This window comes from Deltaproteobacteria bacterium (assembly GCA_016931625.1).
Lineage (GTDB): Bacteria > Myxococcota > XYA12-FULL-58-9 > XYA12-FULL-58-9 > JAFGEK01 > JAFGEK01.
In genome coordinates this window covers 1-25,640 of the sequence record JAFGEK010000136.1, presented here as the reverse complement: position 1 = coordinate 25,640, position 25,640 = coordinate 1, and the positions used below count along the sequence as shown (strand labels likewise).

Here is a 25,640-nt window from a genome sequence, read left to right as displayed (position 1 = left end):
CACATATCGTAGGGTCGTCATAACAAAGCTGATGGCATTTGTTATCATCTAAACAAACCTGACCTTGAGGACAAACTTTGCTTGAATCACCTTGAACGCATTCAAGCTCTTGATATTTTTCACTTTGCGCTAAACAACCTGGGATAAACATCGCAGCACTTAATAATATTATTGTATGAATACTGCGTGAGCATAAGGTTAGCTTAGCGAAGTCGCGAAGTCGCGACAGCGCGAAAACCTGAAGTTAAAAATAATGACAACTTAAATAATTGTTTATGCATTGCACTCACCCTCTTGAGGCGGGTTAATTTTTAAAAGTGCCTCGCTTGGCATTGCAAGCAAACTTTAGGCCAACTATGGCTTTTTAATAATTTCGTATAGTTACGAGATTATTAATTTTTATATGTCGCATTTTGCGACACTTTCGTAACTTGTAAATGTAGCAATTTGCGACACTTGATCTGCTTATGATCTACTTATAATTTGCGCCTTTTCGTTTGCTTTAAACCTCGCCTGCAATTTTTTAAATTACCGCAAGGCGCCTACCATTTAAAATTTAAGCTGACAAGGGGGAATAAGGAATTGCGCCAATAGGTAGAAACATCGGTAGAGTCTGAGGTCGACTCTCTAATGCACCTTCAATAACATTAAAAGGTTCAAAACCATATCGCTGATAAAAAGTAATTGCGTCGTCTTTAGCATCAACAACCACTCCGATACATCCAACCGTTTTAGCCATATTACCAGCGATCTCAAATACTACACGAAGAAGCAGCCGGCCAACTCCACTACCTTGAGCTTCTTTAGCTACTGCCAAACGAGCAAGACGAAGTATAGGCAATGGGTAATTTGGTAACTTTTGCCTCTTGTTTTTTGGAAGATTTTCAATCTCGATATGACCTGCAGCAATTGTTGCATAACCCACTATTTTAACATTTTCGATTGCTACATAAGTCGCGCCAATATGATGACGAAACTGGTTCTGACCAGCGAATTTACGAAAAAAATGGTCTAGTTCAATGTTGCCGGATTCGAAATTAGAACGTTCGTCAGATGCGCGAAGAAGCCTGACCTCGATAACACCAGCCATGTTGTTTACCTATTGTGCTTTTTGTCGAATAATTTCTTCATGGCGGCAGTGGGATTACCTGGTTTATTAATACGATTGATTATCTCTACCCCAGTTTTTTGCGAAACCACCAACCTCGAAGGGACTAAAACGCTCGTTGGTAATGATTCTAAAGCTGAGATATGGTGTAATAATGCTGTCTCAATAACATAGCCCTTCTTAAGACCGTGAGCCCGCACGTATTGCTCTAAACGTTTCTTAGTTTCTCTTGAAATCATTGCTGAAACTTGAATATTAGACATTACAATCATCGTCCTTTGCTACACTTCTACATTATTGTAGATTTTTCTACTAGAAACATCAATAGACTTATTGATTGGCTTATTGATTTATATTTTTTAGCCATCCGTAACTTGATCAATTAATAACTTGGCTTTAGCCCAATAGTTTTAACTGATGGCATCGGTATTATCGAATAAATGTCGGAAATATTTTGCGATAACTCGACATGAATGGGACGCAATGATTTACCTCCATTATATTGCCAGTTTTTGCAGGCCGCGTGATATCCAGAGCTGACATAGTAACGCCGTCTGGCACTAGTGCTGCGGCTAAACTTCCAGCTAAGCTTCGCTAAGCTTCAAAAAGTTTAAGCTCCACGAAACGAGATGAAACTTGATTTACTAGTTTACGATCAGCAGTCCACAACTCACATTTTAATCGTTGAGCTATTGCCAGATAATGGGCATCATAACTTGCTGATAAATTAAATTCAGCAGCTATGGTTATTGCCGCACGATGCAAATCTGCATCGCCTTGTAGCACTATAGGTAGCTCTAGAGCTGCTGCATGCAATTGTTGTGTATCTTGAAGATCAAGTTGCCCTAATTGATGATAACGAAATAAAACATTAGTGATTTCATAATAAAGTAAAGTAGGTGCAGTTATTGTATATCCTTGGTTAATCCAATTACGCCAATACTCTGCCGCTAGTTCACTTTCAGTACCACCTAAAAGCAAACGTAATATATAACTAGCATCAGCGCATATCCATTTGGACATCACGAGCCTCTCTTACTTGTCGTAAAATGTCTTCAGGCTTGTCTTTGACTATCGCTTTATTAGCAAAGATCCGTCTCGTGACAGTCAACACCCGATCAAGAATAGCCAAATCATTTTTTTTGCCTGAAGCGGCAACTAGCGCTTCATAGTTGCGAATAGACATAATGACAACCTGAGGTTCACCAGAGCGTTCGACAATAACAGGCTCATCATCGTTAACCACACGATTCATAAGTTTGCCAAAACCAATACGTGCATCAGTTGCTTTAATAACACGAGACATATAACCAGCCCCTATTGATTGATTAATGCATTAATCAATCAATAATGTCAATATTTTATAAGACATTTTATAAGACATTTATAAGCGCCACGATAAATATCAGCAGATTGTTCTCAATAATGCTAATAATATCATGGTATTAGCTTATTTTTTACTTTTATATTAATATCTCTTCGAGAGCATAAAGGCTTTTTTGCATAAAACGCTCTAGGGGGAAATAACGGCTGATGATTGCAAGAGCTTCTTCATATTTTTCAATATTTAAAAAACGTAATAGATAACGAATATCAGCTTCGTCATGAAACTCAGGGCCAAGACGCATGCTTAAACATTTCATAGCTAGAAGATATTCGGGCAGTGCTGTATAGAGGCGCAAGTGAGAAAGTTCGAGATATTCATTAAATTCGCCGCATTCACTCATGAAACCTTTAACTGCATCATTAAGCCAATTTATATCAATGCTATGCTTAGATGCGATTTTAAAAGCTACGTTGCGTATAGTTGTCGCCGGCAAAAATAGAGCATCAATATCGCGAGTGGATGCACGAGCATCAAATACTAAAGTCATTACTGCGCCACCCACTAAATATATTTCACCTTTAATATCTTGTCTGGCAAGCTCTTCGTTAAGCGAATTGAATAATTTCAGTATTGCATCTTTGGTAAGCATTTTAAATACGTTCACCTATGCTTGCATCTACAAAAATATTACGTTTTTTAAATGGCGGCGGACTATGCAGTAATAAATGCAAACGAAGATTTTTAAGTTTAGTAGCAAATACTGGCGTTGTAAGAGGAGGAATATTACATACCCATTGAGGGGTTATAGCATGTAAACGATGTGCAGTAAGCTCAATCATCGCAGCGATTTGATTTTGCAATATTTCAGATTTTGGTAAGCGCATAATATCAGCGAACACTCGCTCAAATTCAGGGCGTTGCATACGACTTAGCAAATCATTCAACTCAGCTAACAAATATGATGGTTGCGACGATAATCCTATAGAAATACATAATTTTTGTATTTCTTGACGCAGAATAGGGTCAATTCGCGCAAGTACCCATTGGCTTACGGTCATTTTCGCATTTTTTGCCTGGCGCTGAATCATACGTTTTTCTGATTGCGACACTCGTAGTTGCAAATATGTCGATTTATTTTCGTGCTGCATAAATAATATAGTCGCTGACATAATGGATATTGTCAATACAAATGTAATGACATAAATTAATGCCGAATCGCATAAAACCAAATTGCCATAGTCTAAAATCGCAATGATATATGCTAGTTATTTTGCAGTAATTCTATACGAGTGCGAGGCAATGCTTTACCTTCATTATATTGTTGTAAAAACTTAATCATATGTTCGCGCACCGCGCAGCGCAAATCCCAATTCTTGCTGGCATTTTCAGAAGATACCAGCGCTCGTAATTCAAGCGTCTGGGCCGTGGCATTGGTAACCACTAATCCTATAGCTACTTTATCCCACTCATCTCTGGTTTTTACATAACGTTCAAGTTCGCTACGTAGAGCATCAACATCAACAGTATAATCAGCATGAAAATAAACGGTACCGAGAATATTTGCGCTTGAACGAGTCCAATTTTGAAATGGCTTTTCTAAAATAGCCGTTATCGGCATAACTAAGCGTCGCAGATCCCAAATTTTTACTACCACATAGGTAAGCGTAATCTCTTCAATAGTACCCCATTCGTTTTCCATGATTACAACATCACCAACGCGAAGGGGTTGGGTAAACGAGATTTGAATACCGGCTAATAGCATACCAATTGAACGCTGTGCCGCTAAACCAAGTACTAAACCTGCAACACCTGCAGAAGCTAACAACGAAGTACCTATTACTTTCATACCATCAAATTGCAATAACATAAGGGTCACACCCAAAAATACTATAACTACCCCAAGAACGCGCTTAAGCACGAGAGTTTGGGTAATTACCCCACGAGCTTGTATTTGAGCTCCCGAACCATCACGACTAAAACGCGCAGCCAACAAACGCGAGATAAAACCAAGTACACATAAAACCGCCCAAGTTAAACCTGCAATAGTGAAAACGCGCAGCCACTGGTCGATGATCGGCGCTGTCTGCGGGCCAAATTGCAGCCAACGAACGAAAATTGCAAAGGTACCAATCGCGAGTAATAAGCGTACTGGCCCAAATAAAATCACTAAAAGTTCATCATCCCAAGAAAACTTAGTTTGCTTTGTCAACCACGCAGCAATGGCATGTAGAATTCGCGCAAGTACGACGCCAAAAAAAATTGCAGTTGATATAGCTAAAATTAAGCCCAGCCATCGCCATAATAAAACACCACCAAGTTTTAATTCATAAATTGCAGAAGGTATATAATCTGCAATTGCCGTGTTAGAGAAAGAACTTCTGGCACCTAATACCGCTATAAAAGCCAGTGATAATAAAACTAAGGCAACAATACGCAGTGTTAATTTCATAATATGTTTTCGAACATTACTATCAGTGAAGGTCAAGCCTTAATGACGATGTTTTAACAACTTAATGGCCAGTAATTTATATTCCCTTTAATACCTTGGTAAATCAGCGGTAGTTTTTGCATCACGTGGTGCACCACAATAAGGACAATAGCGCCATTCATATGCACCTACAGCATTATGGCGACGACCGCAGATATTGCAAACATAGATTGGTTTTTGCGCTTTTCTGGTAGCTCGCAATAAACCGTAAGTTATCAGTAAAGCTACAACTACTGCGGCAATAATAAAGGCTGGGTAATCCCATGCGATCACAATACAAATCCCTTTTAGGCGTTAATTAAAACGCAGTGATACTTACTTTGGCAATTTTAAATTTTAGTTATGGCACTTGTATTTTTATAAGTCACTCTTTTTATTATAGCCACCAAAATTAACGGTGCAAAATTAACGGTGCTTGAGGCACTTTAAATTGAGGGCTAACCAATCCATAATCCCTCAAGCCGAATTTGTACTTGGTTAGCTGTGCGATTGAGATAATTTACTAAACCTGAATGACGCCATTGTAGCATACACATGTCAGGTTGAAAAAAATAACGCATACCGATCTTAAGTTCAACACGACTTATTTGTACAAGTCCTTCGTAAGCTTCTGCTATATAGTAGCCGATATCTTTATATCCATGTTGTCTCGGTGTTAAAGGCCCGGTTACACACCAATTAATAACACCTGTACGTTGATCAACATCCATAACCTCACCACAATAAGTAAGGCTCTTGTTTGACCGCCAGAGAGTTCAGTCATTCGCGATTTTGCTGATAGTGGTTCGCCAGTAAGTTCGTTCGCAAATGAGATGGTTTCTTCAACTAAACTATTGATCTCGCTTGGACTGCCACCACGAATCTTAGCGTGAGTGGTAAGAAATGAATTGACCGGCATATCAGAAAGAAAAGTCGTATGCTGAGTTATTAAGGCAACAGGATTTTTAGAAGGATCATCACGATATTCTAATGGTGCTGGTGTATCGTTGAATAACACCCGTCTTCCTGATGGTGTATTGCCATTAGCAAAAAGCTCAATATCATTTATTAATGTCGTCTTACCTGAGCCTGTTGGTCCAACAATACTAACAACATCGCCCATTTTAAGATTAATACGTTCAACTAAATCAGACATACCATTCGTACTAATTCCACCAAAAATTGTTATCTTTTCAATCATGTTTGTCGCCTTAGTCGATTGGTTTAGTCGTATTAACATATAAAAAAATGTTAACTTCTAATTTTTTTTTGTTATAGCATTTTTTTAAATAACCTCGGCAATAGTGGTTTCTTCTAATTTATTTGCGACATAATCACGAATGCCTTTAAAAAGTTCGATCATTTTGTCCTCTTTTTGAATAGGTGTTTCTTCATAAAAATACTCACTCACCGATTGTGTTGGTGCAAGTGCACCATCAAACAGACGGATTACTTCTGCGATAGAAATTTCATCTGCAGATCGAGCCAAACGAAACCCACCATGTTGTCCTTTATAACTAGTGAGAAATCGCGCTTGCTTTAGAGCTCTTAAAATATGTTCAAGATATGCCAACGGGATTGCTTGAGCTTTAGAAATCGTCTCTGATGTTATATATTCAATCCCATCATTGCGGGCCAAATAAATTAACGCCAATAAAGCGTATTCGCTACGTGTAGTTAAACGCATGAGTTGACCTCCCGCTTAACCTAGTTATCCTATCTGTTTAGTACACTTTATGAGTTGTATTGTCAAATTTTTTTTTGCAATTTATTGTCTCATGCTGGGATGATTAAGGAGATGCTAGCAGAAATCAATGCTCTTTAATTAGGCAAATTTTGCAAATACTTTACTAACGCATCATAGTTGTCGATAATTTTTTGTACTGCGGCTTTAGCTGACTCTTTACCTTCTATCATCGCCATTAGCGCGGTTTGGTTTTGCGGACGCAGACGTACTTTGCGATGAAATTCACCGCCACCGTTGCTAAAATCTATAATAAAATCTGGCGCAACTATTGGCTGCCAAAAATCTACTAATGCTTTCATTAATTTTTGCTGGGCAACTGCCTCTAGTGGCGCATACATTTCAGCTTCTTTGTATTCGTCCTCATAACCATTAGCGCTTTTGCCTGCAGCTTTAAGCAAATTATCAAGACGAAACTTAGTTGCTGTTTCTTTATTAGCATACCAACAAATTGCTTCAAATACCGATGGTGTGATTAAACCAATATGCTCAAGTTTTCCTTTATAATAAAAATCTAACAAAGCCTCTCGCCACCATGGTCGTTGCAAATCGAGTATCCGCGTATAATCAACCGCTATTCCATGTTCAATGTGCAAATATCTGGGTATAGTTTCATCACCAAAAGTAAATTCCATATATCCATACTTACCACAATAATAGCTGGCTTTAACACCAAAAGCGGTGGCTTTTTTTTCAATGTAGGTAAAAAGTTTGCCATCACCAGTTTCTAAAAATAATTCATGTTCTTGTTTGGCCCGTTCTTCTTGCACTTTTATTTTTAGCTCTGGATGTAGTCGGTATTGTTCATCCATTTCAGCGGCAATTTTATCTAAAATCGGACCCATGCTCTCTCCTTAATTATTGATTTTTCGCTTCAAAATATTTAGCAAAATCAGCAATAATTACTTTGCCGGTAGTGCTAACTACAGTAATGGTGGTGTTTTTGCCTTCATTATTTTTTAGACTACGATAAGCCTCATAAGCACGCCAGATTTGATATTCACCTATACCTACCGAGACTTCTCTGGATTCACCGGTATTATCTCGCGTCTCTTCCTTTACTTGCGTTGCATTTAAATTAGCAAACAACTTATCATCAACAGTTATTACAAGCTTTTCACCAGCATCGCGCAGCTCAACATCTTTGACACTTTCGCAACCACCAAAATGTCGTATCGACTCGTCATTAGCACTCATTCCAATTTTAAGAAATTGCTCAGCGCTAAAACGTTTTAACTCTGACTGATAACTTGGTTCTGTTAAAATATCTTGTATAAGTTTAGTCTTATAATCTTCAACAACTGACTGCTTACTTTGAGTACCCTCAGTATTAATTTTAAAATCTTTAACAAGTTGAGTATATTCGCGTTTTTGTATAACCTCAGCCCATTTTCGATCATTATCCTTGAAGCTAATCTCTAATTGTTTTAGCTCAACTACTATTGCCGCTAAACGATCGGTAATTACTTTTCGCTCATCAGGTTTTATTTTCGTTGATAACTGACTGCTTCTAAGTTCTTTTTGCTCTTTTTCTAATTTATCTTTTTGTTTGCTTAACTTACTTTCGGCCTTTTCAATTCGCCCTAAATCCGCCAATAACCAACCGGTCGGCGGATTTTGCCCCGCCATCGGACCAAAGCGACGATAAATCTCTTGAAATGCAGCAGAGCGCTGAATCTCTGAAAATCGCGTTGCACTCATATCAAGATTGTCAGCCAAACGGATCATATAATTCATCGGATCGCTCATTATACTAACTTCGCGATATTCTATACCCAATATACCATCATCTTTTTTAGCCAGGTCAGCCTTGCGCCCTTTGAATTTACCTTCACTAGTCATATGACCAGCTTGCTCACCCAGAAATTCGAAATTTTCAAGTTTAATATTTTGTTTTGTACCATCATTTTTATTAACAGTTACTTTAGCCAATTGTTCTTTTATTTTAACTTCTGTTTCTTTATTGCAATATATTTGTACTTTTGAATCACCTTTTTCGCGCACTAATGTATTATAAACGTGAACGATATCATCAACGTTAACAATAAACTCACCATGAGCCATTATTATTTTCGCGTCGCGATATACTTCAACCTTATCTGCAGAGTGATATAAAATCGCATTTTTAAAATCGAACATTAGCTCATCAAACTTCGCAGTTTTAGAACTAATGGCTTTCTTCATTATTGCCACAAACTCTGGTGATGCTGCGATTTCAGCGCCGCTTATAGCATGCAAGGCTTTACCTAAATTACCAACGGCTGGATAACCAAAGTCATGATAAATTGCGACTAATCGCATCATCATCAGGCTTTCATTATCGCTTAAGCCGTACTTTTCGCTCATGGTTCTAATGATATGAGGATTATTCTGTAGTGCTTTCTCTAACTGCCGCATGACATTAAGCGAATGGTCAAAGCCGTGACTAACGTATTGTTCGGGATTATCAAAATGCTGTTCTAAAGCGTTATACTCTATATGCTCGCGCAAACTCTTACGCACTTGCGGAGGTAATTTTTCCATGCCCATAAAAACATTATCAATAGATTTTTGTATGTCACTTTGCGAAATAAATTCTATCGCCTTCTTATAACGTTCTTCGATTTTGATTTTAGTCGCTTCATCACTAGTAAATTTCTTATCTAGCTCTTTTTTATCGACATATTTATTGAGTCGCTCTTTAGCCAATTTAGTAATTTCGAAAGATGGTAACTGTGACCCATTGCCGATATCATTTCCATTTTTAGTTGAATTTGTACGAACCGAGGCAAAATGAGCACTAATGGCTTCTTTATTGTTTGCACAAAGTTCAGCTGCATTTAATATTATCTCTTTGCCAGTATTATCTTTAAGGATAAATTTTACGCCATCATGCTCACTAACAATATACTCAATGCCATCTATTTTTACTTTAATGCCGATAACTCGCTTAGGGTTAGTCTCGACAAGTTCGCTAACATCAAAAGTATGACTAGTATATTTGCCATTTTCAAACTTAAATACTTTAACCTTACCATCTTGGCTAATAGTTTCAATATGATAACCAGCCAATGGCTCAAATTTTTGTGATTTTGACTTATTACCTTTAGAAGCTGGTATTAATATAGTTGCTGGTAAGTTTGAAGATTCTTTATTGTTAGTTGGCTCTGCTTTTGCGGCAGTAACATTATCTAATGCTTCATTTACTTTGATTGTTTGTGCTACTTGATTGCTTGCTTGATCGATTTGTTCTAAATGTTTAAAAAGGTCAGCTGCTTTTATTTGCGCAACATCAGCATTTACACCATAATCTTTTGTAAGTATTGCAGCTATATCTTGCTGGGTATATTTTTCCCCTTTAGTAAGCTGCTGTTGATAGTCTACATAGAAACGAATTGCCCCATAATCACCAACTATGTTTTCAATGGCCGATTGCTGAGCTAGGTTTAGTTTACTTGCAACTTCATTTAAAGTTTGGCGATAAATATCAGCACATTGTGCTGGTGTCTTGCCTTCTTTAGCAGCAATACTAGCAAAACGCATCATTACGTTACGTACAACAGCATTACGTCGTTCATCTGGTAGTTTTAAGGTGACAAACTCATTGGCAAATTCTGCTAATGCCGTTTGCCGCAATTTCGTTGCATCGCTGGTCGATTTAGCTTCAGGATTTAAAGTTGCAGCTTCTGCTTCACCAAGTTTCGTAACAAAACGATCAGTAATAAAATTGCAGGCCGCCTCATTAGCTAACGCTTCGCGATATTCAGCAGGTATTTCTTTTTCACCTCGATAAACTGCCATCAACTCTGCGGTTGATTTTGCATTATCAGCTTTTGTAATTGCCAATTGAATATCGCGCATTGTTTCGGTATTAATTTTAGTATCTTTACTCATAGCACCATTGACTAGTTGCTTGGCGTATTGTCGATCAGTCGCCCATAACGCAAAAACTTCAGCGGCTTGGTCATGCAAGCCAACTTGCTTGGCTAGCGCTGACCAACCTGCAAGTGCATTTATACCGCTCGCACTGCCCGCCTCAACAAACATATCAACTAGCTTTTGTGCCGCTAGCTCTTGGTTAGCTGTCATCGGCTTATCTTTAGGTAGTTCGGATAATTGTTTTGCGTACATCGGTGCTAAACGTAGTTTTACAAAGGTATCGATTTCACTGTTTTCGATTGGTGGCTTTAGATTCTTCAGTTCGTCTTTGGCATTTTGTTCAATTTTGTCTATATCAGCAGCAGTAATTTTTTTTGATTCAAGATCAATACCGTTTTGCTTTGCCGCATAAGAAAATGCCCAGTCTGCCGCTTGCATCCCTCGTATACTTGCAACTAATTCGAAAGGAATGCGCGCTTTACTGTCTTGCAGCGAAGCATTATAGGTTTCAATACTTTTAGTGAACGCCGAAAAATTATTTTCAAATTCTTCACGGCTTGGATAGGGATTGTTATCATGTAGTTTAAAATAACTTTCAAGCTGCTTTTGTAGCACCTCTGCCGCTTGACCTTTACCTAATACACCTTCAGCGGTCATTTTTGCCATCTGTTCAGGTGTTAGTTTGCTAATCGTTTCTTTAGCTTGATTTTTAGCAGCGTGTGCATGCATTGCTTCGCTTTGCAACGAAGGTGCTATAAGCATGGCGTAATCCATCAGTTTATTAGCCCATTCGGCTTTTTGCGGATCACGCATTCTACTGATAATAAAATTGCGAATTAAAAAGTCGGCACCTGGAATAGCAGCACCGGTTAAAAATTGTTTAACCATGGTGCCACGCGAAGCAGAGGCAATACGCGCAGTAGTACCTACTTGGACAAATTGCATTAATGATGCGGCAATTTTTAAGGCATCACTATTTTCGCCCAAAATAGGCGAAAGCAATTCAACTACCACTTGCTGGGCCTTAGTTACGGTGTACATCTGACCAACACCAACTAAAAAACGAACAGCAGTAAGCACTCTTGCTTTTGCGGCAGCATTGCTCAGATTAAGTACTGTACGTAATGAATTTGAACGCTCAATGAGCGCCATTATCCGTGTAGTTATGGTAGTAACTTCAGCAGCTTCGCCACCAATTGCTACAGGTGCGGCCATCGGCAATGCAATTGATCCAAGAAGCACAAAAGCTTCTTGGGTTAACATTATCGCCTTCATATTTTCTTGAAAAAATTGAATATTTTCTTGATGTTCTTCGGCGCCGAGTTTCATCAAAAATGGCATGCCTTGATATGACAAAGCCATTTGGGCGCTAGCCCCTAAATCACCCCAGTCACCTACTTGCGCCACTTTAGTAAAATATGGGTCTTTGCGCAATTCGATCATAGTTTGCGCAAGCAGCGATCCGCGGCTTGGCCCCATGACAACAATATGGTCATTGCCAAATACACGTGTCCAATAAGGGATTTCATCAAGCGCTCGCTGTTCGTCATCTTTAATTTGCTGTTCATCAGCAATTTTATTTTCAGTGTATTGCACTAGACCTAAGCTATTGATACCTTCTTTGGCTTGGTGAAATGAGGTAAAGTCTGCTTCGTCATCACGTTTTACTACGCTGGCTAGCAACATTGCAATAAAAGCGTCGCCAGCAGCATTACCGCCTTTTGTAACTGCGGCGTTATACATAGCTTCAAGTCTGCCAATGCCAACTAATAAGTCTTCTTTGGCATGATTTATTTTAGTATAAGCAGCTTGCGAATTTTGACCATTTAAATCCCACAGCAACTCTTCATTTTGATAGGCACTTAAAACCTTGCCTAACACATGAATTGATTCACTTGATAAAATATCAAGATCAAGCTGACCTTCATCTACTGCCTGTTTAGCATTAGTAGCGCGTGTTTTTATTGATTTGCGAAATGCTTCACACCAAGCATCATAAAAACTACGGCGTTTATCCGTGATTGCTTTTGCAGAGGTAGCTTGTTGCTTGGCAAACTCAAGAGTTGCGGTTTGCTCTTCTTTGGCAACTTGTGCATAGTCATCTTGTGCAGTTTGATGCAATTTTTCAGCAGTATGGCTTATATTTATTATATCATAAAAGGTATAAGCCAACTTGATTTTACCGTGTTCATCTATGGTTGCGCAACCGTTGGCAGCAGTTTTATAAACTTGCTCATAAGCACGCCAAGCCGATGCTTCAAGATTACTGCTAGCTGTGGCTTTTTTATTGGCGTCTACTATCTTGCTAGCTTTATCGCTACCAACTGCTAGTTCATTTTGTACGGTAATCGGCAAACCCACGCCCGCTGCTACTTCACTAACCCGGCCATGCATTTTAGTGCTTAGACCATGCGCCTCATCAATAACTTGTTGTGAATTTTGCTGATCAACTTCAGTTGGAATATTGGCATCAAAGGCTTTAGCGGTTTGCTCCATTTTTTTAGCAAGCTTTTCTCGACGTAGTCTGAGATCATCTCGCTTCGTATCTATTTGTTTACTATCGTCTTGGTCTTTGACCAAAATAGCTTTTTGCAAATTTAGAGCGCCATTATTAACATTGAGTTGTTGCCGAGCATTGTTAGTATCAAAAAACCATTGCGCTGGACCATTGGTTTCAACCGGGCCTCCGAGTGTATAAGTTAGTTGCGCACTCGGCCCCATTAAAGCCATATCTATAAATTCATCAGTCTTAATGCCTGATTCAATAGTTTGGTTAACTTTTTCATAAGCCAAAACTGTAGGTCTACGTTGATCAACTCGCGAATCAAGATAGCTTTTATAACTAGTTGAAGTTAGCTCTTCGAGTTGGTAATGTTGATCAAGAGCATATTCGGTTTGATTTACTGATGATAATACTGTGCGTTTATCATCTAATGATATGGCTATTGAGTTAGTGGCCCATGAACGTACCTTGTCTAGTTTATTATAAATGTAATCTGCGACATCAGGCTTATTGATCGTACTAGTAGCTGATACTTGAGTTTTAGCCCCATTAAGTACCGCAACGCGGGTATCAGACCAAATCTGTTTCGCCTTACCAACAGGGGTTTTCTCTATGGGATGGTCGAGATCATAAACGGCCTGTTCAGCTTGGCTATTAGCCGCCTCTTCACGTTTATTTACTTGTGCTATGCGCTTTTCATCAAGATCGCTTTCCCACCATACATCTTTTGCTTGCACTGTTTGTATTTTGGCAATTTCTAGCTCGTTATTTTTAATAATTGCATTATACTCACGCCAAGCATTTGGGGTTAGCTTGCCCTGTTCAATCAATTTAGCAACTTCAAGCTTCTTTTCGGCAATATCGAGACCGCACGCGGCGATATGAATATTTCTAAAATAATTATCAGTCTCTAACCAACTACCATTTCCAGTTTTAGCTTTAGCATAATTACGTCGAGCAATGTCTACTTCAGATTCTAGCTGCGCTACCGTCATCCCCTCTAGGTTAAAAGGGATCTGCTCTCTTTCTTCTATTTTGCGATCATACTTTTGGTGGCGTTCAAGATCACCACGTTCAAGCAATACCACGCTTGCTTGTTTAGACCATTCGGCACTTACTTGTACTTTTAACTGTTGTTGCTTAGGTGATATTTTTTCATCGGGACTACTAAGCTGATCTAGAGCTTTATCAAGATAATCAAAAGCTTTGGTGTTAGCGGCAACCCGAGTCGTTAATACTTTAGTAATTTCTTCACGCTGCTCAGTAGTTAGATAACTTAGCTTATCAGCGCGACGATCATCAATAAACTTGCGCGCTGCGTTCATTTCAGCGGCTTGGCTGATTAACTTTACTTGCGCGGGAGTTAAAGATTTACCTTGGTCATGTGCTTCTTTTAAAGCATCAGTAACCGCCTCTTTTTGGGCGTTATCTAGTGCTGCCTGTTCATTATTGTTTAAAGCGTCATTATAGCCATTAGCAAGTAGCCAACTTTCTGAGGCCCAAGCGCGGGTTTGCTCAAGCCGCGCTGAATATTGATTAAATTTTGCATCTTTTTTGCTAACCGCATCAAGATCTATTTGCGCTTCATTAAGATTGCTAACTTCTTCTGGTTTAAGTGGCTTTTGATTATTAGCTGCATAATTAATTTCACCGGCTGCGGCACCAAAATTTATATCAGCAGATTTATAGTGATAAGAATCAGCCGCATTAGTATTACCAGCTTTTTGCGCTAAATCAGCCTGATAGCGATAGCCAGTAACTAATGCATTAGCTTGTTTATTAGCTATTTTTTTTTCTTTTTCTGCGCGCGCTAATAATTTTTGTTTTTCAGTATCACTATTAGTTTGATGCGCTTTGGCAGTTAAGTCAGCCGCTCGTTTAAAGTGAACACGCGAACTTTGCGCAACGCTAGCTTCCCATGCTCGGTTATATCTATTGGATGTAATTAGTACTTGTTTGCGAATTGCATTAAGCGAAGCGAGACGTTTATTACATCGGGTTAGCTCTTGATTTAATTCTATCAGAGTATTCTTTTTAACTTCGTCTTTTTGGGTGGTTTTAGCTAATGCTATTTTCGCATTAACTTCTTTTCTTTCAAGCGTAGCACGATAACGCGCAATATTATCAAGATACAATGCGACTTTAACAGCATCTTGAAAGTTTTGTTGTTCAATGCCATGAAATTTTTGTGGTTGACACTTTGCCGCCTCACATACTCTGGCTAATTCTGGGGTAACTTCAGAAGTTACAATAAAACGCCTAACATCCTCGACTGGTACACCTAAATGTTCAAGGCGTTTTTGAATGCTATAATTGTTGTTGGTTTTTCTGGTAAGCTCTAGATTCCAATTTTTAACTTTTGTATTATTCAACCAGTATTTTTCTGCCGCAGTCAGATCAGACTCTGGTTTTTGCGCCTCTTCAAACTTCGCGGTAATCTCTTCATCACCTATAGCTTCTTTATCTGCTGGTATACCTAAACCAAAAGTCGGCAAATAACGCATAAGTTTTTGCCACTCTTGATTTTTATCTCGCAATAAAAGAGCTGTATTTAAATCAGTTGCAGAACCATTTTGCTCGGCAAGCCTTTGCTGCTCAAGCAGATCATTCATCTCGGTTTGCAATTTTTCAATACGCTCTTGGCATTCTTCTATAGTTTTAGGAACAATGAATTTTGCGTAAGTAGGCTCGCCGGTATTGCTTGGCAGTAATTGAGCTGTATCGCTATTTTTATCTTTAGTTACACGGTTAAAAACATCAACATATCTATCGCTAATAAGTGCATTATTATGGGTAAAAGCAACATATTGCGCCGCTGATGGTAAAATTAGTATGGTATGACTATCAATTTTGGCATTTTCATCAATCGTCAATGGTTTTTCTGAGCAAAGTTTTACAAAATCGGTATGACGTAAAATATAAACAGCAAAGTTTTGCGCGTATTTTTGTGGAGCACCGGCTATGGTTAAATCAATTTTGGCGCGTTGTTTGACTTTTTGACAAAATTCCTCACTCTTGCACATCTCGGTAAGCCAGCACTCAGCGACTTTAATTAGTGATTTCCCGTTAACATTGGTAAATTCAATTTTTCCGTCAGGTAGCCGCTTAGCCGTAAAAGAATTGGGATCATCGCCACTAAAATTAATTATACTATTGTCATTAACAGGCCGAGATCTTGAGCCTGCAGACTCAGTTGGAAGACCCATACTTAACTCCGCGCGCGATTATTAATCTTGTTAGCTAATATTATTTATTAACATACGAGTGAGAATTTGGTTTATAAAAATTATTAAAAGATAACGCTATAATGATTTATAAATAAATGATAGAGATCTTAATATCCATTCTGCCTTTTATTAAACACAAAAATTGAAAGAACCTGTTTCTTTTTATGCTATAAACGACCAACCAAAACAAGAGTAATAATAATGACCAAAAGAAAAAAAATCGTCCTGTTTATTAGTGCAGTTTGTACAATTTCAATTTCTTCATTGTTTTCATTTAAATTATTGCATGCCTCTGGCTCTGCCCCCACTGCTAGCCAAGTTCCTGCCAACAACACGAATTCGATCAACATTAAAATCGCTAAATTCGGTCGCTACGCCATTATTGCTAATAGCAAGCAGGGTGTTGGTCTGCAATTGGTCGATCGTATGGCTGGCCCAGGAAAAATTTATGGTGCCGCTGGTCAAAAAAACGGTCGTTTAGATGAATTTTTAGAAAATGGCGATTATAAATTGATTACTCATGGGCACCCCAAGGCTCATGGCAAAGCCAATATTAAAATTCATGAATTCAAAGAATTGCATGCAAAAAATCACCGAAATTAATAGAATACAAATTAATTAGCGAAGAGCTTCACGATTTTCAACAGCTCTCTTATTGGCTTGAAATTAAAGAAACCCGCTATGTCGAACTAGAAGCTGCTGGCCGCAGTCTTGCTGATTTGCGTATTTGGCATGAAGGTACTTGGCTTTTAGATGTAGCACCTCAAATTGTACACTTATCGCCTAAAGAAGGTCAGCCTTTAATATCTTGTCGCATCGCGACTCAACTTAACCCTGGATTATATCTGATCACGGCATATGGAGGCCCAAGTATACCCTGGTCAGAAGAATCAAAAATTCACCCATTTTACTTACGCTTTGGCATCCCCAAATTAGCTAGTGCTGGCCGCAAAAGATTTGTGATGTCACCTTTTGGTATTGATCGTTATCTGGTACCGGGCACCACCAACTATTACCGCCTCGAATTACCTGAAGCGCAAACAGCAAACCTACTTATTACTAATTATTCTAAAAATAATCCTTTCTCTGCATCAGGTAATTGGTCACAAATCACTAAGAAATCTATTCCCCCCGTGACCGAAGTAAACGCCAGCTCACATAATGGCTTTGATTTGGTGCAAATAAAAGCAAATCAAGGTCAATCTTATGTGTTGCAGCAATTTATTAGACAGAACTCAACTTATCTACCACCCGGTAATTTTTGGATCTCAAGCGTACATTCCGGACATGCAATTGATTCGGTTGATACTACTGCGTTTATTGTAGAGAATACTTCAGAGCGTGGTCATATTAGACCACTTGATGCACGTGTTATTGATTTAGAGCAAAAGCCTTATTGGCATTGCAATATTAACCTTCTCGGTGATTTAACTATTTTCTTGCGCGCCAGCAGTAGCACCCATCGTAAATACCGCATCGTCGCTAAAGGTGTAGAAGCTAATTTTAAAATCGAACCATACATGCTTTATCCACCACATGGTTACCAAACCCCAAATTTTAAAACCAATGAATCAATATGGGATTTAGACCCTGGTTATTATGTCTTAACCGTAAGTCCAATACAAAAAGGTATAATCGAACTTGGGTTACCACCAGCCTCAGCTTTTAAAAATGCTGCTGAATTCTTTAAATCAAAAGAAAAAAGAAAAAGTGCTTGGGTTAATGCCACGGTTACATTTCCTCAGGTCTCATTATCACCCAACCATTCATATTATATTTATCTAAACCAAAAGCCCGAACAAGCCGCTGGTATTATTATCAGACCTTTGCCCGTCGATCTTACTGACGCATTGCCTTTGGCACAAAAACCAAATGAGCAAATGCAAGTACCGATTGTAATTAAAGAAAAAGGCGTTCTAAGCGCCACCACCGAAAATGGTTCGTTATTAGAAACATCTATTGATGGCAAAACTTGGGATAAACAGCAGCAACTGTCACCCGGCCAATACACCGTTAGCATTCGGCATCAACTAGCAGAAACTACAATATATTCATTAGAGTTTATACCGTTACAAAATCTTTCTAAATCCCCCTTGCCACCTTTGCCAGATTCGTCGTTAAAAGCTATCCCTAAATATCCTCTGTTAACTACCAGCAAACCAATATTCTTTGATCTTAAACGTTATGAATGAATATCACTCTTTTATCGTCAAGGTTACAAAACCTGGAATTTACCGCTTAGAAACTAGTGGTTTGTTAGCAACTAATGGCATTCTGCGCACTAGAGTTATAACTTCTTTAATAAGACAACAAGGTGGTGGTGAAGGGCGCAATTTTTTAATTCAACAATATTTACGTGCTGGTGATTATTTTATTACGGTTAACCCAATCGGTAACTCTGCCGGTCACCTCGGTTTGCATTTAACCGCTTCTGACCCCACAGATGGAGGCCTTTTGACATCGCGTACGTCCAGCTCTTGCAGGTTTAACACCTTCTAATACTGGTCCACCTAATGAAGTGATTCGTCTATATTTACAGCAAGCTGGTCGCTCTATCTCACCTCATGCCGTTAGCGGAGAAGCAAGATGAAGGTCATAATACAAAAAATCAAGCGCCACAAAGTTGCATTGCTAATATCAATTATTCTCACTGTAGTTGTTACTCTCATTAGCATTATGCAAAGCGGTCAAGCTGATGACACTATTTTACTAAGACCAAAAGCCCGCTCAGGCACCATAGTTATTCCAGATCATTTTTTACGTCGTTGGGATCCGGTAACCGTATTTTTTACTAGCGCTGTTGGCCCAATATTACCAGGACCTGAAGATACACCGGCGAAATTTGTTGAAGTATCACCACGACACCCCGGCGCGTTTACTTGGCTTGATAGCCGTACCTTACAGTTTCGCCCGGCTGAGCCGTGGCCACCATTAACTCGCTTTTCATGGCGGGTTCAAGGTAATACAACACATCTCACCACTTTAATGTCCGTTCCTAATGATACGATTCCCGTAAACAATGCTGAAGAGCTGCCAGAAGTTGAATCTATTTCAATGACCTTCCCCGAGCCGTTAGATATTGTTGCTTTACGCAACATGATAACTATCGAGTTACGTTCTTTACTTGGTGATGAACAAAACACTCGTTGGTTAGAAAAAGAAGATTTCGAAATCAAAGCCAAAGCTCGACAAAACCGTAACGACTCTGCCACTTATATCTTACAATTACATCACCCAATACCCCTTCTTACCCGAGCTATCGTACATCTACGTTTATCATTAGATGATGATGCTACTGAATCTTTCTCGCAACTTAACTTCGCTACCGCAAAACCATTTCGTGCTACTGCAATGGGATGCGGTCAACATCGTTTTCCGATTACACCTAGTGGCTCACGCTTAACTAAAGACCAAGTATTAAATTGCGGTAGTACAAAACGGGCGGTCTTTGTCGATTTTTCTACCCTACCAGAAGCAATCGATCCGATTAAAGGTCGTAATTTAGTACGTTTCTCTCCGGCAGTTAAAAATTTAAGCTATTCTACTAATGGTAGTACACTAGAAATAAATGGTAGCTTTGATTGGGAAACCATTTATCGTGTTCCCATACCGATGGAAATCAATTGAAAAGAAAAGCTACGTCTTTTCTACTGATGAACGTTTTTCGGGAAGACAACAATTTAAATCTAGCGGTATACTTGAGCGCAGTGATACCACCGATGAAAATGGATCAGCCAAACTTTCACTAAACCCGGCAATAGAACCTACAGCACAACCAAGAACCTATGTAATTGAAGCTACGGTTACCGGTGCTGATGACCAAACAGTGACCACCAAATTGATGATTTAACTGTGTTACATCACAATGTTAGACCTAATATCGCGATGCATTCCATATTCTACTTAGAAGAATTATTATCTAATTATACATTGATAGAATCTGAAAAAATTGACCCCTTAGTTATTACCAGCCTTGATTTAGATATACAACAAATGGTTACCGATAAAATTCAAAATCGGTTGCAAATTTGGTCAAAATTCGGGGCTACTAATGCTGCAGCGCTTGTAGTTGATAAAGAGAATTTTGCGGTGCTCGCCCATGTTGGATCTGGCGAATACTTTAATCAAGAACATGCTGGCGCTATTGATTACAGTAAAGTACTACGATCACCTGGCAGCACCTTAAAACCATTCATCTATGCTCTTGCACTAGAGCGTGGCGTTGTTACACCTGCAACGATTTTAGATGATTTGCATCGCGTTAGTGATGGCGTTGGTAATGCTGATGATGACTTTCTCGGCCCCCTACCCTTGCGTATGGCACTGGCTAATTCAAGAAACGTTCCTGCGATTGAATTATTATCTCGGGTTAAACTCAACGAAGCTTACGTTTTTTTAGGCTCACTTGGGCTTCATGATAATAAATATAATGCTGATTATTACGGCCTTGGCTTGGCTATTGGCACTATGCCAGTAACCTTAATTAATTTGGCACACGCCTATACGGTTTTAGCTGATAATGGGCTGCTACATGATTTACGTTGGTTTAATACTCAACCTATTAAAGCACCATCTCGATTATTATCTCAGCAAACCGCACAACAGTTAGCTTTGTTTTTAGCTGATCCTTTGGCACGACTGCCTTCGTTTCATCGTATGTCAAAGATGGAATATCCTTTTGCGGTTGCTCTTAAAACTGGTACCTCTAATAATTACGGAGATGCCTGGACCATTGCTTGGTCAAACAAATACCTAGTTGCTGTTTGGCTTGGTCACCCTGATTATCACCCAATGCAAGGATTAACTGGAGCAACTTCTGCAGCAGTATTAGTTCATGATATTTTAACCGCCTTACATCCAAATAAAATGGATGGCTTATCTGATTCGTCCTTTGCGCCGCCTGTTGGTTATAACAAATATAAGCTATGTCGTTTAACCGGTAAACTAGCAACAGATGCTTGTGATAAAACTTTTTTTGAATGGTTTCGCCCCGGTGAAGAACCAGTTGAACATTGTGATGCTCATATAAAAGTCGCCATCGATCGACGCAATGGCAAACTTGCTAACCTCAATACACCAACTAAATTTACTGTACTTAAAAATGCCGTCGTTTTACCAGCAAAGTATGATACTTGGTTTGAAAAATCAGAATTACGTCAATCAACTAATGGCGTTACCCCGTTATCAACGCGTCAATACTTAGAACGATTAAGAAAACCGCAAAACTCATCGCAACAACTTGTTCGACCACAGATTGCCATAGTTTCACCACAACCTAATATGGCTATCATAAGAGATCCTGAATCTCCACTTAATGTATCTACGCTCGCCTTAGAAGCTTATATCAAACCGCTACCGTCTAACTCATCTAAATCAGAAATAGTCTGGTATATTGATGGTAAATTATATCAGGTAGCCTCTTATCCATACTCTACCAGATGGCCGCTGCAATCAGGCAAGCACTCCTTTCAAGCACAAATCGCCTTTACCGATTATTATTCAAAAATAATTATAGTTGAAATTCGTTAGCATGCCTTTAATAGCCTTTAATAGTGCTTTAATAGTGCCAAACACCCATGCCAGTCGCCAGACACCACGCCAGTCAATTAAGAAATATCCCAAAATAATTAAAATGTTACGATCGCGCTACGGCCCTTGGCAGGCTCGCTCATCTTCACGAGACGGCTTCGACATGAGCAGCAATTGCCAACGACTGTGAGTACCGGATGAAGGTTACTGACTTCATACTGGCGTATGACGTTTCGTTCGCGAGTCCCACCTGCGGTCCTTTTAGCGCTATCACCTAAAAATGTTGCTAGCATTTTAAAAATAAAAATCAACTAAATATAATCAGTACAATTTACTTATTGCCCGAGCATAAGCGCTTACAAACGTCTTGCAAACGTAAGGTCATGAGAGTGCAGGATAAATACGGCAGTGATTCGCTACTTAAAATGATTTGCAAATACTGCATCAATCAAAGCCTACCACTGAATGTGTGCGAGATGTTGCAAGCTCAGCTTAGGGCAACTCTAACATGCTAAATTTGCTTAAATATTGGCTTAAGTGATCTGCATTGGTGTCAGATGGCAATAATCCGCAATAATCCCCTGGCGAGGACTTTGAGTACCGTTTGTTGCAAAAACAACTGAGGCATTGCTGGCCGCTCTTGCCACAGCATCAATAAGGTGTATCATGATGTATTTACTACGATAAATGCAAAACGTAGATGCAATTCGTGCTAAACGAAGAGAATATTTACAAATAGACAAGCGTCAAACTCGAGCCTTGAGGCTTATGGCTTATGGCTTCATCGTAAGGATAATCTCGCTATCACTATCAAAATATTATGCCATTTTTCATGAGGTAATCGATGCTACTTGCTTTAGCCACTATCATGATAATCGCCGCCGACGCTCCCAATGAGCTCCCGGTAAGAAAATTCTCCGAGCCCGATCCGCGTCAAGAGCGACAGCTCGCCATTGCTGGTGAACTCGGCTGGAACGGCTTATCTGGTCTTGGCGCTAATGTCTTTTACTATCCTTTACCGCATCTTTGCTTAGACGGCGGACTGGGCTTGGCTTCTACCGGCTTCAAGGTGGGCTTGCGGGCGCGCGCTAATCTGTTCACCTCCAATTTTACACCCTTTATCGGGACGGGCATATTGTACGGCTTTGGCACTATGGGTAAAAAAGCGAAGCTTACCTCTAATAACAACACCGTAGAGTATAAAATACGCGGCTCGCCGTATATTCAAGGTGTTGCCGGCATCGAATACATGACCAAAGGCGGTTTTACCTTTATGGCTAATGCTGGCTATGCTTGGCTTTTACACTCGAATATTGAGGTGGTTAGCGGCAGTTTCAACTCGGTGCAAAAAACCGCAATGCGTATTGCCACTGATAGCGGTATCGTCATCTCGCTATCTTTCGGTTATGCCTTTGCTACCGATAGCGACAACACGACTAATCGCTCGCAAGATTAGACCAAAACACCACAAAAATAGCTGTCCTGATTTAATTGGCATTTCTAAGCAATTTATTTTACGCTATCATGCTGAAATTACATAACAATTATAAATCTCGATAAATTTAACTCATGACGTTAAATTTGTCGCATGTATCTTGCGCGTTTGATTGAGAAAATTCTTAAAGCGGCTATTAGAGAATTTCCTTTTGTGGCACTTGTTGGTGCACGCCAAACCGGCAAATCAACAACATTAAAACATCTCTTTGCACCAACAAGCCACACGTTGGCTAACTTGGTTAATGGGAGCAAATCTGTGGCGTGAGTTACCACCTTTTAGCGGCAACTTAATCAAGCGTGTTTCTAAGCGAGCAAAGGGAATGCTTTTTAACACTGGCCTTATATGCTACTTATTGCAAACACAGCGCGTCCCTACACTACAAACTAATCCATCCCTTGGTGCTATTTTTAAAGCAACGATCTGTCTTGAGATACAAGCTGTAATAGATTCTGTACAAAACGGCGCTAACCTTTATCATTGGCGTACTCCATATGGTCACGAGGTAGACTTAGTACTTGAACATGAAGGGCGACTTTATGCTTTTGAATGTAAATGGGGTGAAGACATAAAACCAAGTGCCCTAGTTGGCTTGCAGGCTTTTCGTAAAACTTACGGCAATAAATTCGCTGCATGCATAGTAGTTACCCCCATAGGTGCGACTCGTTGGATTGCTAATGGTATACTTAAAATAGCATTATTACCAGGAGTCATGTAATTTATGATTATTTAAAAAACACACCAAATTGATCATAATGAAAAAACTAACCGTATTCTTTCACCTTAAAAGTTTATTTATTGGGTTTATAATTGCTGAACATTGCAGAGGTATTGTCGGCCATATATCGCTAATAGGTAAATCATTAATAAAGTCTGCAGATGTACATTCAGGTGAAAGTAAATCAATACAATTGTGGCTATTTGGCTGATGATAAACAAAAATTTTATCGACTTTTGATAGCGCACCTGCATTAGCTGATACCGCTTGAGTAGCATATGCATTTTTTTGAACTAAAATATTAAGCAATTGGATAACGCTATATACACACAGAAACTTTTTCAACCGTGCTTTAAGCAACATAAAACTCTCCTATACTGACAACCATATTAATCTGCTATTTGTATCTCTTTGCCCAGCAAAGAGTCGCTTAAATATCATTCTTATAATATTATAATCTGTATTGCCTTAATTGTTTCTATATTATTGGTAGCATCATTTAAAGTAATAGTTTATTTATTAATTAATAAACTATTAATACCATAATAACTAAAATAAATTAGCAACTTATTTAGCTATTTCTGCGATAACCTAATTAAAAATTCGCGAGTCTGATAATGGCTAAAACTTCCAAGCTTGATAATTTAAAAGAAACTTGGCGTGATGTTTCATCTGATTTTTTTATAAATAATGATGATGATGTCAGACGCCTTAATGACGCTTTGTCAATCAAAAAAAAACAAAAGCATCGTAAAGCAAAAACGGCAAAACAACATCAGCCTGACTATAAATTTGATAAAGATTGCTTTGACTTTATCAAAGCCAAATATAACAAAATCCCATCTGATTACGACATCGTGTTTTTTGACCGTGAAGTACGCGCAGCTTACCAAAATTATGAAGATAGAACTTCACGTTATCCCTTATCTAATCCGGCACATTTTGATGAAGCTGCGACTTACACAACTATTAACAATGATGTAGACAAAGTGGTCAACCACGAGCCCGAGTATTTTAAAGCCTTGTGGGACACCTATTTACACGATGGTTTTAGTAAAGAAAATCTCTCCCAACTTTATAGTGACTTAAAAAAACTACACCTAGACCATAGAAAAAAAGCAAATAAAAACCAGAAAACGCAACCGCTTAAAACAAATAATTTCGAGTTTAATGATCCCCTGATGGTACGTTTTTTTGAGAAACACGTAAAAGACATAATCGGACCTAAAGCACCGGCAATAAAGCAAGACATCAACAAAAGGCTTAAAAGTTACTATAAAAAACTTGAAAATGGCGCCACCATGAGTAGTGTATGTGATTTTAATTATATAGATAGAAAAGGCAAATCATCTTTAACTTCGCATCAATGTACTGTCTTACTTATTAAAAAATCGATTAATCAATTACCTAGTATTAATGATTGGGGCGCTACTGTTTATAGCAATCAGAACCCCCACGGCCAGCTTGAAAAACAATGGGATAAAAAATTTCGACCGATATGGCAATGCGAAAACATGATTACCGATACCCCGATATCGGCATTTTTTCGCTTTATCGGATTAAAACGTATTGCTGACCGTCTCGCCAATCAAATGCAAAAAGCCGAAGTGCTAACTTATGAAAAAACCGTTCGTAAAGCTCAATGGCGAGTAGATGATTCGCCT

At 38.9% G+C, this 25,640-nt stretch carries 23 protein-coding genes and 1 pseudogene; 10 read left to right on the top strand and 14 right to left on the bottom strand.

Going from position 1 to position 25,640, the window contains the following annotated elements:
- Positions 1–556: 556 nt before the first annotated feature.
- From JW841_11630 to JW841_11570, 13 genes and pseudogenes are all read right to left on the bottom strand, one after another.
- A complete protein-coding gene (locus tag JW841_11630) occupies positions 557–1,090 on the bottom strand; it encodes a GNAT family N-acetyltransferase (protein ID MBN1961587.1) in 534 nt (177 codons plus the stop codon).
- A 5-nt stretch (positions 1,091–1,095) separates the two neighbouring features.
- Complete coding sequence (locus JW841_11625) at positions 1,096–1,371, bottom strand: hypothetical protein (protein ID MBN1961586.1); 276 nt, start codon at positions 1,369–1,371, stop codon at positions 1,096–1,098.
- Positions 1,372–1,702: 331 nt separating this feature from the next.
- Positions 1,703–2,131: a type II toxin-antitoxin system VapC family toxin gene (locus tag JW841_11620; protein ID MBN1961585.1), complete on the bottom strand. Its 429-nt coding sequence runs from the start codon at positions 2,129–2,131 to the stop codon at positions 1,703–1,705.
- On the bottom strand, positions 2,109–2,414 hold the full coding sequence (locus JW841_11615; protein ID MBN1961584.1) for a type II toxin-antitoxin system Phd/YefM family antitoxin: 306 nt from the start codon (positions 2,412–2,414) through the stop codon (positions 2,109–2,111). Before JW841_11615 ends, JW841_11620 begins: the two co-directional genes overlap by 23 nt.
- Positions 2,415–2,571: 157 nt before the next feature.
- Positions 2,572–3,084, bottom strand: a complete 513-nt coding sequence (locus JW841_11610) for a hypothetical protein (GenBank protein ID MBN1961583.1) — start codon at positions 3,082–3,084, stop codon at positions 2,572–2,574.
- 1 nt (position 3,085) lies between these two features.
- The gene (locus JW841_11605) at positions 3,086–3,583 is read right to left on the bottom strand and encodes a hypothetical protein (protein MBN1961582.1); all 498 of its coding nucleotides are present in this window, start codon (positions 3,581–3,583) and stop codon (positions 3,086–3,088) included.
- A 113-nt stretch (positions 3,584–3,696) separates the two neighbouring features.
- Positions 3,697–4,884, bottom strand: coding sequence for a mechanosensitive ion channel (locus JW841_11600; GenBank protein MBN1961581.1), 1,188 nt, complete (start codon positions 4,882–4,884; stop codon positions 3,697–3,699).
- Between the two features lie 87 nt (positions 4,885–4,971).
- Entirely contained in the window at positions 4,972–5,196 is a 225-nt protein-coding gene (locus JW841_11595) for a hypothetical protein (GenBank protein ID MBN1961580.1), read from the bottom strand.
- 164 nt (positions 5,197–5,360) lie between these two features.
- Positions 5,361–5,654: pseudogene (locus JW841_11590) on the bottom strand (Fe-S cluster protein).
- Entirely contained in the window at positions 5,591–6,103 is a 513-nt protein-coding gene (locus JW841_11585; GenBank protein MBN1961579.1) for an ATP-binding cassette domain-containing protein, read from the bottom strand. The pseudogene JW841_11590 and the gene JW841_11585 overlap by 64 nt, the downstream one beginning before the upstream one ends.
- A gap of 84 nt (positions 6,104–6,187) precedes the next feature.
- Positions 6,188–6,589 (bottom strand): Rrf2 family transcriptional regulator, encoded by a 402-nt coding sequence (locus JW841_11580; protein MBN1961578.1) that lies wholly within the window; start codon positions 6,587–6,589, stop codon positions 6,188–6,190.
- Between the two features lie 134 nt (positions 6,590–6,723).
- Positions 6,724–7,491, bottom strand: coding sequence for a hypothetical protein (locus JW841_11575; GenBank protein MBN1961577.1), 768 nt, complete (start codon positions 7,489–7,491; stop codon positions 6,724–6,726).
- Between the two features lie 13 nt (positions 7,492–7,504).
- A complete protein-coding gene (locus JW841_11570; GenBank protein ID MBN1961576.1) occupies positions 7,505–16,213 on the bottom strand; it encodes an HD domain-containing protein in 8,709 nt (2,902 codons plus the stop codon).
- Between the two features lie 222 nt (positions 16,214–16,435).
- Between JW841_11570 and JW841_11565 the strand changes: the two genes are divergently transcribed.
- The 9 genes from JW841_11565 (at position 16,436) to JW841_11525 (ending at position 23,976) form a co-directional block, all read left to right on the top strand.
- Positions 16,436–16,837, top strand: a complete 402-nt coding sequence (locus JW841_11565) for a hypothetical protein (protein MBN1961575.1) — start codon at positions 16,436–16,438, stop codon at positions 16,835–16,837.
- Between the two features lie 116 nt (positions 16,838–16,953).
- Positions 16,954–18,426 (top strand): hypothetical protein, encoded by a 1,473-nt coding sequence (locus tag JW841_11560; GenBank protein ID MBN1961574.1) that lies wholly within the window; start codon positions 16,954–16,956, stop codon positions 18,424–18,426.
- Positions 18,419–18,733, top strand: a complete 315-nt coding sequence (locus JW841_11555) for a hypothetical protein (GenBank protein ID MBN1961573.1) — start codon at positions 18,419–18,421, stop codon at positions 18,731–18,733. Before JW841_11560 ends, JW841_11555 begins: the two co-directional genes overlap by 8 nt.
- Positions 18,734–18,820: 87 nt before the next feature.
- Positions 18,821–19,861, top strand: a complete 1,041-nt coding sequence (locus JW841_11550; protein MBN1961572.1) for a hypothetical protein — start codon at positions 18,821–18,823, stop codon at positions 19,859–19,861.
- The gene (locus JW841_11545) at positions 19,833–20,084 is read left to right on the top strand and encodes a hypothetical protein (GenBank protein ID MBN1961571.1); all 252 of its coding nucleotides are present in this window, start codon (positions 19,833–19,835) and stop codon (positions 20,082–20,084) included. Before JW841_11550 ends, JW841_11545 begins: the two co-directional genes overlap by 29 nt.
- A 35-nt stretch (positions 20,085–20,119) precedes the next feature.
- Positions 20,120–21,763 (top strand): hypothetical protein, encoded by a 1,644-nt coding sequence (locus JW841_11540; GenBank protein ID MBN1961570.1) that lies wholly within the window; start codon positions 20,120–20,122, stop codon positions 21,761–21,763.
- An 844-nt stretch (positions 21,764–22,607) separates the two neighbouring features.
- Positions 22,608–23,219, top strand: coding sequence for a hypothetical protein (locus tag JW841_11535; protein ID MBN1961569.1), 612 nt, complete (start codon positions 22,608–22,610; stop codon positions 23,217–23,219).
- Positions 23,220–23,351: 132 nt separating this feature from the next.
- A complete protein-coding gene (locus tag JW841_11530) occupies positions 23,352–23,525 on the top strand; it encodes a hypothetical protein (protein ID MBN1961568.1) in 174 nt (57 codons plus the stop codon).
- Entirely contained in the window at positions 23,503–23,976 is a 474-nt protein-coding gene (locus tag JW841_11525; GenBank protein ID MBN1961567.1) for a DUF4143 domain-containing protein, read from the top strand. The genes JW841_11530 and JW841_11525 overlap by 23 nt, the downstream gene beginning before the upstream one ends.
- Before the next feature lie 60 nt (positions 23,977–24,036).
- Here JW841_11525 and JW841_11520 read toward each other — a convergent pair whose 3' ends face one another.
- A complete protein-coding gene (locus tag JW841_11520; protein ID MBN1961566.1) occupies positions 24,037–24,339 on the bottom strand; it encodes a hypothetical protein in 303 nt (100 codons plus the stop codon).
- A gap of 254 nt (positions 24,340–24,593) precedes the next feature.
- On the opposite strand from JW841_11520, the gene JW841_11515 reads away from it, so the two are divergent.
- The coding region (locus JW841_11515; protein ID MBN1961565.1) for a hypothetical protein at positions 24,594–25,640 on the top strand (1,047 nt) is incomplete at its 3' end.

What these genes read in the sequence shown, in the direction of transcription:
- JW841_11600 (MBN1961581.1), bottom strand. Translation starts at nt 4,884, where the DNA reads ATGAAATTAACACTGCGTATTGTTGCCTTAGTTTTATTATCACTGGCT.
- JW841_11620 (MBN1961585.1), bottom strand. Translation starts at nt 2,131, where the DNA reads ATGTCCAAATGGATATGCGCTGATGCTAGTTATATATTACGTTTGCTT.
- JW841_11540 (MBN1961570.1), top strand. Translation starts at nt 20,120, where the DNA reads ATGCATTCCATATTCTACTTAGAAGAATTATTATCTAATTATACATTG.
- JW841_11615 (MBN1961584.1), bottom strand. Translation starts at nt 2,414, where the DNA reads ATGTCTCGTGTTATTAAAGCAACTGATGCACGTATTGGTTTTGGCAAA.
- JW841_11580 (MBN1961578.1), bottom strand. Translation starts at nt 6,589, where the DNA reads ATGCGTTTAACTACACGTAGCGAATACGCTTTATTGGCGTTAATTTAT.
- JW841_11520 (MBN1961566.1), bottom strand. Translation starts at nt 24,339, where the DNA reads ATGTTGCTTAAAGCACGGTTGAAAAAGTTTCTGTGTGTATATAGCGTT.
- JW841_11575 (MBN1961577.1), bottom strand. Translation starts at nt 7,491, where the DNA reads ATGGGTCCGATTTTAGATAAAATTGCCGCTGAAATGGATGAACAATAC.
- JW841_11630 (MBN1961587.1), bottom strand. Translation starts at nt 1,090, where the DNA reads ATGGCTGGTGTTATCGAGGTCAGGCTTCTTCGCGCATCTGACGAACGT.
- JW841_11530 (MBN1961568.1), top strand. Translation starts at nt 23,352, where the DNA reads ATGTATCTTGCGCGTTTGATTGAGAAAATTCTTAAAGCGGCTATTAGA.
- JW841_11550 (MBN1961572.1), top strand. Translation starts at nt 18,821, where the DNA reads ATGAAGGTCATAATACAAAAAATCAAGCGCCACAAAGTTGCATTGCTA.
- JW841_11605 (MBN1961582.1), bottom strand. Translation starts at nt 3,583, where the DNA reads ATGCAGCACGAAAATAAATCGACATATTTGCAACTACGAGTGTCGCAA.
- JW841_11610 (MBN1961583.1), bottom strand. Translation starts at nt 3,084, where the DNA reads ATGCTTACCAAAGATGCAATACTGAAATTATTCAATTCGCTTAACGAA.
- JW841_11565 (MBN1961575.1), top strand. Translation starts at nt 16,436, where the DNA reads ATGACCAAAAGAAAAAAAATCGTCCTGTTTATTAGTGCAGTTTGTACA.
- JW841_11585 (MBN1961579.1), bottom strand. Translation starts at nt 6,103, where the DNA reads ATGATTGAAAAGATAACAATTTTTGGTGGAATTAGTACGAATGGTATG.
- JW841_11555 (MBN1961573.1), top strand. Translation starts at nt 18,419, where the DNA reads ATGAATGAATATCACTCTTTTATCGTCAAGGTTACAAAACCTGGAATT.
- JW841_11570 (MBN1961576.1), bottom strand. Translation starts at nt 16,213, where the DNA reads ATGGGTCTTCCAACTGAGTCTGCAGGCTCAAGATCTCGGCCTGTTAAT.
- JW841_11625 (MBN1961586.1), bottom strand. Translation starts at nt 1,371, where the DNA reads ATGTCTAATATTCAAGTTTCAGCAATGATTTCAAGAGAAACTAAGAAA.
- JW841_11535 (MBN1961569.1), top strand. Translation starts at nt 22,608, where the DNA reads ATGCTACTTGCTTTAGCCACTATCATGATAATCGCCGCCGACGCTCCC.
- JW841_11525 (MBN1961567.1), top strand. Translation starts at nt 23,503, where the DNA reads ATGGGAGCAAATCTGTGGCGTGAGTTACCACCTTTTAGCGGCAACTTA.